Source organism: Shewanella sp. 5_MG-2023 (genome assembly GCF_030547465.1).
Lineage (GTDB): Bacteria > Pseudomonadota > Gammaproteobacteria > Enterobacterales > Shewanellaceae > Shewanella.
Genome location: NZ_JAUORC010000026.1, coordinates 30013 through 41851 on the forward strand (window position 1 = coordinate 30013; position 11839 = coordinate 41851).

The following is an 11839-nucleotide window of genomic DNA, read 5'->3' on the forward strand; positions in this document are numbered from 1 at the left end:
TTCGTAAATGGAGAATATCTATACTGTTAGAGCGCTGCTATCGGATAATTTAGGGTTGGGTAAAAACGTTTACGAGCACTAAATTTATATTGGGACAGTTACGGGAAACCATATCTTCAATCTAATCTATTGCCTGCCGCAGGCTTATGTGCAGATACAACTGCGAGACGCTGCAAGTACGTCCCTGTAAGCTCTGCCAAAACATCCATGTTTTGGAAGCTCGCTGCTGCATCTACACTGGGATTATTATTTCTTCGATTTAACTGCATTTGTGACAATATAAAGAACTAGAAAGATCTTAGTTCTAATTAGCTAGAAGATTCAATTTGAATTGAGGACTTTGAAGAAAATAGCATGAGCCTGACAGGACGTCAGGCTAGCTTTCGTCGGGCCATGGATGGCCCATCGGAAGCGTTAGCATTTTCGAATAAGTCTGAAGCAGTCTACAAACGAAGTCAGAAGCTGGATCAATCCCCATCGAAAATTATGCGCTTTTCAGCATTTTTCGTTAGGGGCGCTGGGGGATATCCAAAAGGGGAACAAGCGCTTTTCCCCTTTTGGTCTGGTGTGGGCGAAGCACCACGACTTTGATCTAATCTCAAAAACTAATAAAAAATTCAACTTAAAACTGACCCCACAAAAAAGCCCTAAACTTAATCATAAAGTTCAGGGCTTTTAAAGAATCTCTTATCTACTTACTGGTATCAATTGGTTCAAACGACTTGACCAAATCATCTACCGCTTTCATTTGAGTTAAGTAGTTTTCAAGCTGGTTAAGTGGCAATGCACATGGGCCATCACATTTGGCATTATCAGGATCTGGATGCGCTTCAATGAACAAACCCGCTAAACCTAATGCCATACCACTGCGAGCAAGTTCGGTTGCTTGAGCGCGGCGTCCGCCTGCACTATCAGTACGACCACCTGGGCGCTGCAGTGCATGAGTTGCATCAAAGATGACTGGGTAACCAGACTGCTTCATTTCATCCATACCCAGCATATCCACTACTAGGTTGTTATAGCCAAAGCTTGAACCACGTTCACACAGAATAATGTTGTCATTACCGGCTTCATTAAACTTCTTAATGATATGACGCATTTCATGGGGCGCTAAGAATTGCGGCTTTTTCACGTTAATGATTGAACCCGTTGCTGCCATAGCAACTACTAGGTCCGTTTGACGGGCTAAAAATGCTGGCAACTGAATAATATCAACCACATCAGCCACTGGCTGGCATTGATGAATTTCATGCACATCGGTGATAATAGGTACATTAAAGGTCGACTTAATCTCTTCGAAAATCTTCAAGCCTTCTTCCATACCTGGACCACGATATGAGTTCACAGATGAGCGATTTGCTTTATCAAATGACGCTTTAAATACGTAAGGAATACCCAGTTTTTGGGTTACTTCTACGTAATGCTCTGCAATTTTCATTGCTAGATCGCGAGACTCAAGCACATTCATGCCACCAAATAAAACAAACGGTTTATCATTCGCAATTTCTAGCTCATTTAAACCAATGATTTTATGATCCATAGTCATTTCTCTTTAATCAATACCATGGGATTAGCCGCTGCTAACCCCATTAAAAAATAATGTTATACCGCAAGTATCTGCAGTAACTGGCCACACATCCAAGCCATATATGTGCCTACAGCATAGCCCAATACCGCCAACAATACGCCAACTGGCGCAAGTGCTGGATGAAACGCTGCTGCAACCACAGGGGCTGACGCTGCGCCGCCAACGTTAGCCTGACTGCCCACCGCCATATAAAACAGCGGCGCTTTAATAATTTTAGCCACGATAAGCATAAAGCTTGCGTGTACCAGCATCCAAATAATACCAATGGCGAAATACCACAGGTTTTGCTCATCAGCGAGTTTGGATACATCCATATGCAAACCAATGGTCGCAACAAGGATATATAAAAATGCCGATGCCACTTTCGAGGCGCCCGCAGCTTCTATCTGCTTTACTGGACTAAAGGATAAAGCTAAACCAATAGTAGTGGCGATAACAACCAGCCAGAAGAACTTGGAGGTTAAGCTGTAGTCTTGAGTCCAAGGGTAATTAACTTCAAAAAATGGTCCTAAAAAGTCTGCCGCAAAATGCGCTAACCCGGTAACACCAAAACCTATGGCCACAATCAGCATTAAGTCACGCAGTGAAGGTATACGGGCATTTTCTGCATGGTACTTTTCAACTTTGGCTTTAAGGGCTTCAAGGGCGGTGGTGTCTGCGCCTGTTTTAGCATCAATCTCTTTAGCACGAGATGCCATCAGCAGTAATACTGCCATCCACAGGTTAGCGACAATTACATCTACAGTCACCATCACGGAAAAGATATCGCCGCCCACTTCATAAATTTCTTTCATTGAGGCTTGGTTAGCGCCGCCGCCAATCCAACTGCCCGCAAGAGTGGTCATTCCGCGCCATACTGCATCAGGGCCATTGCCGCCTAATACGTCAGGGTTAATGGCTGAGATAATCAATAACGCAATGGGACCGCCAATCACAATGCCCACGGTGCCGGTTAAAAACATCACAATGGCTTTAGGGCCTAAACTTAAAATCGCTTTTAAATCGACACTTAAAATCAATAACACCAAACAAGCAGGTAATAAGTAACGCGAGGCAACATAATATAATTTTGAGGTGTCACCATCGACGATACCAAAGGTATTCAGTAGTGATGGTAAGAAGTAACACAGCAATAAGGCTGGGATAAACTTATAGAATTTTTGCCAAAATGGGTGTGCTGACGAACTGGTATAGAAAACAAAGCCGAGAATGACGGCAAGTAATCCCAGTGCTGTTGCGTCATTGGTTACCATGGGTGTGGTGGTCATGAAAAAGCTCCCTTGCAAATGCATTTCATAGTGAATTTATTATTGTTATGAATGTACTTTAAAGTACTTATTATTTTAAATTGGCGAAGTTACTGACAGATTAACTGCTTTGCGATAAACAATTCAGGCTCATAAATGAGCCTGAATTTGAATATTATATTAACCACTTAGTGATAAGTCTGTGGTTGTTGACTTAACTCTTTCAGCTGGATTTTGACAATTTCCGTCACCGGGTCGTGTGGACTGCTGTCGATAAAGTGCTGTAAATCTGAAATGGCCACTTTAATGCACCCCAGTTGCTGGGCAATAAAAGCGCGCTCTCGATTTAAGCTCACATCATCAGGATGCCACTGCAGCAATAAATTGCAGCATTCCATCGCTTGTTCAAATTTCTGGGTTACGATGCAACCCGCTTTTAGCTCATGTAACATACGAGTTATTAAGCGTTTTAGGCTGGCTGTTTTTAAGTACTTAGGCTTAAGCATGGCCGAATTACCTAACTCACCACGCACCAGTATATGCAATTGGTGGCGGCTTAATTGCTGCCCCGTTAGCGGATCGATATAAATGACATTATCATTTATATGGCTTCTCACTACGGTGTGCCCCGGTAATAATACCGCTTCTAAGCTAATATCAAGCTGCTTAGCCAGTAAAATTAATACCGTGGCTAAGGTGGTGCTGTTACCTTGACGGGTCATAATGCAGCGACCAAGATCGGCAGCATCAACACTAAAGTAATCATCACGCACACAAAAGCCTAAATCATCATAAAACCAGTGCAATAAACCTTCAAAGCGCTGTTGCTGATCTTCGACATATAAGCTCATCACTGAGCCGGCAATTTCATACCAAGCCCAAAGCGCTTTCTTCTCTTGAGAAAAGCCAAGATGTTGTGTTATTTCAAATGCAGTTTCAGGGATCTTAACTGCATCTTTCATTTGATGTTTTGCCATTAAACTCTATTAACCCATTAATACAACTTGTTTAAAATGAGCCAGCCTGGCAGCTAATACGAGCCATCCGATAGCACCTAAAAAGGCGAAGATTTTGAATAAATTGTTACGGTTACCTTTAAGTGCCATAACGCCCAATCCAATGTAGGCTAAAACTGCAATTAATTTTTCAGTCATCCACTCATCGACAAATGGATATTGTTTGATCATGAAGCACAAGATTAGCCCTGATAACAATAAGAAGGTATCAATGACATGAGGGGCAACTTTAACAAACTTTTTATCCATGATTGGCGACTTGCGCATGTGTAGTACAAAGCGAGTGACAAAAAAGACCACACTTAAAAAGATGAAGGTTAAGTGCGTGTGTTTAACAGCTGGATATAAACTGTAAAAGGTTTCCATTATTGTTTTTCTCTTTGAGCTACCGATAAAATGGCCGCTAGTTTACTCGATCTGGCGGCTTATTAGCAATGTTGTGAAAATCGCCCCATTAGGCCAGTCACTACATGAGTAAATCAGCAACTAACTCAGTATTAACTGGGCAATTAACGCGATGGATCACTGCCAATGATTAACGAACGAAAAAATGGCGGTTGCAAGTGGCTTAAACCTTGTTCCATTGACCTAAGGTGCAACGGTCATTACTGCCAAAGTCTCGCACGGTTGCGACATTGTCATAACCAAGTTCAATGAGCTTTTGTCTTACGACCAGCGCCTGTTCAAAGCCGTGCTCCAGCAGTAAATAGCCACCTTCAGATAAGTAAGCCCGCGCATAGGTTGCGATATGAAATAAATCAGCAAAACCTGCGTCACCTGCGGTCAATGCACTTGATGGTTCAAAGCGCACATCACCCATGGCTAAATGCTCATCGGCTTCGTCAATATAAGGAGGGTTTGAGACAATTAATTGAAATTGCCGGCCTTCAATTGCACTAAACCAATCTGATTGTAAAATTTCAACTTGAGTGAGATTTAAGTTTTGCCGGTTGGCTTTAGCAAGTTCTACCGCATCAGTGACTTTATCAACGGCTGTGACTTGCCATTGTGGTCGCTCAGATGCCAATGACAATGCTATCGCGCCTGTTCCCGTACCTAAATCCAGTACCTTAGCCGTTTCCGCTACAGGCAAATTTAACGCTGTTTCTACTAAAATTTCAGTATCAGGACGCGGGATCAAGGTGGTGGCGTTAACAATAAATGGCAATGACCAAAATTCACGTTCACCAATAATATGTGCCACAGGCACACCTTGCTGGCGCTTTTCGACCATGGCTTTATAAGCTTTGAATTGATCTGTGGTGAGGACTTTTTCAGGCCAAGTATAAATGAAGCTACGCTGCTTATTGATGCAATGCAGAAGCAAGGCTTCTGCATCGATATTGGCCGATTCAGATGAATCGACCAATAAACTGTAAGCCCATTGCAAAGACTCCGCAATGGTAGAGAAAGAAGACTGTGACAAGGTTACTCCTTAGTCGTCAGCTAATGCAGCAAGCAAGTCCGCTTGTTCCTCTTGCATTAATGGCTCAATAATAGCGTTTAAGTCGCCTTCCATGATTTCATTTAAGCGGTATAGCGTTAAATTAATGCGGTGCTCACTCATACGACCTTGTGGGAAGTTGTAAGTTCGAATACGTTCAGAACGGTCACCACTTGCCACTAGATTACGGCGGGTTGATTCTTCTTCGCTACGACGCTTTTCATCTTCAACCGCTTGTAAGCGCGCTGAAAGCACACTCATGGCTTGGGCACGGTTTTTATGTTGCGAGCGTTGATCCTGACATTCCACCACAATACCGGACGGTACGTGAGTAATACGAATGGCTGAATCGGTTTTGTTGACGTGCTGACCACCTGCGCCAGATGCGCGGAAGGTATCGACTTTTAAATCTGCTGGATTAATTGAAATCTGCTCTGCTTCTGGCACTTCTGGTAATACAACCACGGTAACGGCTGAGGTATGTACACGACCTTGGGATTCAGTTTCTGGTACACGTTGAACACGGTGTCCGCCAGATTCAAATTTCAATTTACCGTAAACGCCTTCACCAGTTACGTGAACGATTAATTCTTTAAAGCCACCATGCTCACCTTCGTTGGCGTTCATGATTTCCATTTGCCACTTATTCGACTCACAAAAACGTGAATACATGCGGAATAAGTCACCCGCGAATATAGCGGCTTCATCACCACCGGCGCCGGCACGGATTTCTACGAAGGCATTACGGTCGTCATTTGGATCTTTTGGAAGCAATAAGATTTGTAATTCATCTTCAAGTTCTGCAATGGCTTTTTTGGCTGCTTTAATTTCTTCTTGAGCCATTTCACGCATTTCTGCGTCATCTTCAGTAAGCATTTCTTGCGCTGACTCAAGATCGGCTTGAGCCTCTTGAAACGCTTTAAAGCTTTTTACAATATCTTCTAACTGAGAATATTCTTTTGATAAGCCGCGAAAGCGGTCTTGATCCGCAATAACTTGTGCATCACTCAGTAATGCCAATACTTCTTCATTACGTTCAAGCAAGCCTTCCAGCTTGCGAATAACCGACTCTTTCATTTAGCTTTATTACCTTAATTTTTATCCAAACCAAGCGTGACACGTAATTGGCCTAAGGTATTCAAGTCCCCTTGACGACTAGCAGAAGTTAACGCTTGTGTCGGTGCATGGATTAAGCGATTGGTTAGCCTATTGGCTAGCTCTAAAATCACTTGTTCATTGTCACCACCTTGAGTTAATTTGTTCAAGGCGCGCTCTACTAATTCATCTTTAATTGCCAAACTTTGGCTTCGGTATTCTCGAATACTGTCTACAGACTCTAACGAACGCACCCATTCCATAAAGATATGAGATTGTTCATCGGCAATTACTTCTGCCTGCTCGGCGGCTTCTTTACGTGAAGCCATGTTCTGTTCAATGATGCTGTGTAAATCGTCCACAGTATAAAGGAAAGCATCGTCTAATTCGCCAACTTCTGCTTCTATATCACGAGGAACTGCAATATCAACCAATAGCATGGGTTGATGACGACGTTGTTTCAGTGCCTTTTCGACCATGCCCTTACCTAATATAGGCAATGGACTGGCGGTAGAGGATATCACGATATCGGCTTTAGGTAGATAGTCTGGTATTTGTTGCAGCGTAATTGCCGTTGCATCAAACTCTTCACACATCGCCTGTGCACGCTCAACCGTTCGGTTAGCCACCACAATACCGGCAACCTCATTGTCTTTTAAATGCTTGGCAACTAATTCAATGGTTTCTCCAGCGCCAATCAATAATACATTGGTGGTACTTAGTGATGAGAAAATATGTTTGGCCATGCTGACAGCGGCAAACGCCACTGACACCGCGGCGGCGCCAATTTCGGTTTCAGTACGCACTTTTTTAGCCACTGAAAAGGTGTTTTGAAACAAACGGTCAATAGTAACTGCCGTTGTGCCTGCCTCTTTAGCTTTCGCAAAGGCTTGTTTAACTTGCCCAAGAATTTGTGGCTCACCTAATACTAGAGAATCTAGACCTGAAGACACGCGCATTAAGTGTTTAACGCATTCCTGATCCTCATAGCTATAAATACAAGGCATGAGATCATCATGACTAAGATTGTGATAATCCTCTAGCCATTCGATTATGTCTTCTTTAGTGCCGTTGTTGCAATAAAGTTCTGTACGGTTACAGGTTGACACGATCACGGATTCACCCGAGCTAGTTCGACTAGCTAGACTCTTCATCGCATCGTGAATCTTATCCGGTGAAAAGGCGACTTTCTCTCGAAGATCGACCGTGGCGGTTTTATGATTTATTCCGATTGCTACTAGGCTCATGTGACTCGTTTTAAGTTCTTCGCAGGATCATTAATTAGGTCATTCTACTTAATTGGTAAAACTAAAAACACAATTGGCTTAACAAAACGGAATAATTATCTATTTTTTTTCTAATAATTCTATCTTGTTAACAAAATCATCCATCATTTGACAAAATACACCAAGAAAAACAGGGCTATGTATATCTACATTAGCTAATATTGTCTAGTATAGGAGTAATAATTAATCAAATCAGTTTTATTTATAAAAGCATTTTTACAATCAGCTTATTGCCCAGTATCATGCCTTATCGCTTTTTTATCCCAGTGAGTCCCTTTGCGAATTTTAACAACTTACCTAAAACACTTACTGTTAATGAGCTGTTTATTGTTAACGGCTTGTTCTATTCGTCCGCCGCACACGCTTTCAGAAACACAGGTAAAGCACCCCAGTGACGCCCAAGCATGGGAATTACAAGGTAAACTGGCTTTTCGTTCTAGCAGCGATAAATTTAGCACCAACTTATTTTGGTTGCACGATCAAAGCAGCCAATATGATCGCGATGAATTGACCCTTACCACCATGATTGGCACAACTGTATTGTCACTTAAGTCTGAAAATGGCCTAGCCAGTTTAGACATTCAAGATAAAACTTACACAGACAACAACCCTGAGCGGCTAATCTACCGCGTCAGCGGCATGACCATTCCCATTAATAAATTACCGCTTTGGATCACAGGTCAAGTCGCCCCTGATGATGAAGTGCTAGAATATAATCCAGATGGCAGCATCAAACGTTTTAGCAGTGCTGATAATGGCGGGGATTGGCTGGTAAGCTTTATGAGTTATCAGCAACAAAGCGGTGCTAAGCTGCCCAGATTACTGCAAATCAATCGCGCTGATGTACAAATAAAAATACAGATAAATCAATGGCAAGCGCTAACAACCAATCTAGCACAAACCAATAACTAATCGATATTGGTTTATCGGCTATTGATGATGCGCTGTTATATAAGTACTTATATAGGCACTTCGACTCAAAATGACAAAACCACTTGAATGGCTTTTACATGACAACAAATAAAGACAATTTGGCAATCTCCACTGAATGGCCAGCTCCTGCAAAGCTCAATTTATTTTTGCATATTACCGGCCAACGAGCCGATGGTTACCACGAGCTTCAAACCCTGTTTCAGTTTATTGACCAATGTGACTATTTAGATTTTCAGACGACTGAGTCGAAACAAATAAGCTTGCATTCAGAATTATCAAAAGTTGTCGCAGAAAAAGATAACTTAATTCTAAAGGCCGCAAAATCTTTACAAGAATATTGCAATTATCAGGGCGGCGCACAAATTTGGTTACGTAAAAACTTGCCTATGGGTGGCGGTTTAGGTGGTGGTTCATCTGATGCGGCCACCACATTAGTGGCATTAAATAAGTTGTGGGGGCTTGATTTACCCCATGCAACCCTAGCAAAAATCGGCCTAGAACTTGGCGCGGATGTCCCTGTTTTTATTAATGGTTTTGCTGCTTTCGCTGAAGGTGTTGGTGAACAGCTTATTGCAGTGCAACCAGCAGAGTTGTACTACCTAGTCATAGTGCCTGAAGTCCATGTGTCAACCCAAGCAATTTTCCAAGCGCCAGACTTAACTCGCGATACACCTAAATTAGCAATCGATACTTTAATGCAGCAAAATTGGTCAAATGATTGCCAAAAGCTTGTCACAGAAAAGCACCCCCAAGTTGCCAATGCCTTAAGCTGGCTGGTAGAATATGCGCCGTCAAGAATGACCGGAACTGGCGCATGCGTCTTCGGTGAATTCGAACAGCAACAATCGGCGCTAGACGCGTTGGCACACCTGCCAACGACCATGAGCGGCTTTGTTGCTAAAGGCTTAAACCTGTCACCTTTGATGACACGTTTAAACCAAGATTAACAAATACCTTCTAGAAATGTTTTTTGCTTATTGATGACAACATCCTTAAGTCACATTTTTAGCCACTAACTTAAAGCCAACACCTGAGGTTCATAAAGTGCCCGATATCAAGCTCTTTGCTGGTAACGCTACCCCTAAACTAGCCAAAAAAATAGCCGACCGTTTATTTTGCAAACTTGGCGATGCAGTAGTAGGCCGTTTCAGCGACGGTGAAATCAGTGTTCAAATCAATGAGAACGTACGTGGTGCTGATGTATTCATCATCCAATCGACTTGTGCACCGACCAACGACAACCTGATGGAACTTATCGTTATGGTTGATGCGCTTCGCCGTGCATCTGCTGGTCGTATTACCGCAGTAATTCCATACTTCGGTTACGCTCGTCAAGATCGTCGTGTTCGTAGTGCTCGTGTACCTATTACTGCTAAAGTTGTTGCAGACTTCTTATCAAGTGTTGGGGTTGACCGCGTATTAACTTGCGATCTTCACGCTGAGCAAATTCAAGGTTTCTTTGATGTGCCTGTTGATAACGTTTTCGGTAGCCCAGTACTGCTAGAAGATATGTTAGGCAAGCAACTTGATAACCCAGTTGTTGTTTCTCCAGACATTGGTGGTGTAGTTCGTGCTCGCGCTGTAGCTAAACTACTTGATGATTCTGACTTAGCTATTATTGATAAGCGTCGCCCACAAGCGAACGTAGCTCAAGTAATGCATATCATTGGTGATGTTCAAGGCCGTGACTGTATTATTGTTGATGACATGATCGATACTGGTGGTACTTTATGTAAAGCGGCAGAAGCGTTAAAAGAACATGGTGCTAACCGTGTATTCGCTTATGCAACTCACCCGGTATTTTCTGGCAATGCTGCGAAAAATATCGCTGAATCAGTTATCGATGAAGTTATCGTTACCGATACTGTGCCATTAAGCCCTGAGATCGCTAAACTTGAAAAGGTAACTCAGCTAACAATGTCAGCAGTACTTGCTGAAGCGATCCGTCGTGTTAGCAATGAAGAGTCTATTTCTGCGATGTTCCGTCACTAATCAATTATTTGAATTAGTCGCTGACTTAAGGTATCTGGCTTAGGTCTTTGAGTTAGGTCTTCGACTTAGCACCGACATCGAAAAAGCGCACTCAATCGAGTGCGTTTTTTATTGGCTGTTATTTGGCATAAATCAATCTAGATTAATAACCCATAACTCAGTACCCTATTGGCTATAAAAATAATTCAACAATAAGTCATTACCCATGTTTAAGCCTTTCTCATTAATCTCACTGTGTTTTGTTGGCCTAATCTTATCCACTCAAGTCACTGCGCAGTGGCATCAAAAGAGCTTTGAAGTCATGGGGACCCAAGCTCATGTTGAATTTTGGCTTTCAGAAGCAGAGAAGAATACAGAGTCAAATGAAAAACAAACTGCAGATAACCTCATCATCGCTGTCGAACAAGAAATGCATCGCATCGACCGATTAATGAGTCCTTATAAAGCAGACAGCGAATTAAGCAAAATCAACCAACTGGCAGGGAAAGAGGCAGTTGTCATTAATCAAGAACTGTTTGATTTGCTGCTTGATTCACACAAGATTGCTGAGCTGACAAACGGTACATTTGATATCACTTACGCCTCAATTGGTTATCAATACGATTACCGCCAAGGACAAAAGCCAGCGAAACCCGAGATAAACCAAGCCCTCGAAGCTATAGATTACCGCGCAGTAACCTTAGACAAATCACAATCTAGTGTTCGTTTTAAAAACCAAGATGTACGGATTGATTTAGGCGGAATAGCTAAAGGACATGCCGTTAAGCAATGCTTAGCCATTTTACAAGCTGCAGGTATTAAGCACGCCTTAGTCAGCGCAGGTGGTGATACAGGACTGCTCGGTGACAGACGCGGCCGCCCATGGTTTGTCGGTATTAAGCACCCTAGAGCCGCTGAAAAAACAGCGGTGCAATTACCACTGGCTAACGAGTCAATTTCAACATCAGGTGATTACGAGCGTTATTTCATCGAAGATGGCGTGCGCTACCACCACATCATTAATCCTAAAACCGGCGACTCGGCCAGAAAAGTGGTCAGCGTATCCATCATTGGTAAAAACTCAACTTACGTTGATGCCCTATCAACAGCCGTATTTGTAAAAGGCTTACAAGAAGGCATGGCGCTAATTAACCAACTACCAGAATATGAAGCGATTATTATTGATAATCAACAGACGTTACATGTATCAGAGGGACTGCAACAGGACTAGATAAGTAATGGATTAATGGTAGGTGCTG

At 42.6% G+C, this 11839-nt stretch carries 11 protein-coding genes; 4 read left to right on the plus strand and 7 right to left on the minus strand.

From position 1 onward, the window contains the following. Window positions 1–691: 691 nt before the first annotated feature. The 7 genes from kdsA to hemA form a co-directional block, all read right to left on the minus strand. Complete coding sequence (kdsA, locus tag Q4557_RS15390; RefSeq protein WP_102438923.1) at window positions 692–1540, minus strand: 3-deoxy-8-phosphooctulonate synthase; 849 nt, start codon at window positions 1538–1540, stop codon at window positions 692–694. 62 nt (window positions 1541–1602) lie between these two features. Continuing rightward, the gene (locus tag Q4557_RS15395; RefSeq protein WP_076543123.1) at window positions 1603–2856 is read right to left on the minus strand and encodes a DUF819 domain-containing protein; all 1254 of its coding nucleotides are present in this window, start codon (window positions 2854–2856) and stop codon (window positions 1603–1605) included. 167 nt (window positions 2857–3023) lie between these two features. Further along, window positions 3024–3812 carry a SirB1 family protein gene (locus Q4557_RS15400; protein ID WP_102438925.1) on the minus strand — a complete coding sequence of 263 codons (789 nt, stop codon included), beginning with the start codon at window positions 3810–3812 and terminating at the stop codon, window positions 3024–3026. A 9-nt stretch (window positions 3813–3821) separates the two neighbouring features. Beyond that, a complete protein-coding gene (locus tag Q4557_RS15405) occupies window positions 3822–4217 on the minus strand; it encodes a SirB2 family protein (RefSeq protein ID WP_076543121.1) in 396 nt (131 codons plus the stop codon). A gap of 202 nt (window positions 4218–4419) precedes the next feature. Then, complete coding sequence (gene prmC / locus Q4557_RS15410; RefSeq protein WP_102438929.1) at window positions 4420–5277, minus strand: peptide chain release factor N(5)-glutamine methyltransferase; 858 nt, start codon at window positions 5275–5277, stop codon at window positions 4420–4422. 9 nt (window positions 5278–5286) lie between these two features. Beyond that, complete coding sequence (gene prfA / locus Q4557_RS15415; protein ID WP_076543119.1) at window positions 5287–6372, minus strand: peptide chain release factor 1; 1086 nt, start codon at window positions 6370–6372, stop codon at window positions 5287–5289. A 14-nt stretch (window positions 6373–6386) separates the two neighbouring features. Beyond that, window positions 6387–7637: a glutamyl-tRNA reductase gene (gene hemA / locus Q4557_RS15420; protein ID WP_102438932.1), complete on the minus strand. Its 1251-nt coding sequence runs from the start codon at window positions 7635–7637 to the stop codon at window positions 6387–6389. Between the two features lie 315 nt (window positions 7638–7952). On the opposite strand from hemA, the gene lolB reads away from it, so the two are divergent. The 4 genes from lolB to Q4557_RS15440 all read left to right on the plus strand — a co-directional run bounded on the left by lolB (window position 7953) and on the right by Q4557_RS15440 (window position 11811). Then, window positions 7953–8588, plus strand: coding sequence for a lipoprotein insertase outer membrane protein LolB (gene lolB / locus Q4557_RS15425; protein WP_241900962.1), 636 nt, complete (start codon window positions 7953–7955; stop codon window positions 8586–8588). 98 nt (window positions 8589–8686) lie between these two features. Then, window positions 8687–9556, plus strand: coding sequence for a 4-(cytidine 5'-diphospho)-2-C-methyl-D-erythritol kinase (gene ispE, locus Q4557_RS15430; protein ID WP_303413793.1), 870 nt, complete (start codon window positions 8687–8689; stop codon window positions 9554–9556). Window positions 9557–9653: 97 nt separating this feature from the next. Then, window positions 9654–10601, plus strand: a complete 948-nt coding sequence (locus Q4557_RS15435; RefSeq protein WP_076543115.1) for a ribose-phosphate pyrophosphokinase — start codon at window positions 9654–9656, stop codon at window positions 10599–10601. Between the two features lie 205 nt (window positions 10602–10806). After that, on the plus strand, window positions 10807–11811 hold the full coding sequence (locus Q4557_RS15440; protein ID WP_102438938.1) for an FAD:protein FMN transferase: 1005 nt from the start codon (window positions 10807–10809) through the stop codon (window positions 11809–11811). Window positions 11812–11839 lie beyond the last annotated feature (28 nt).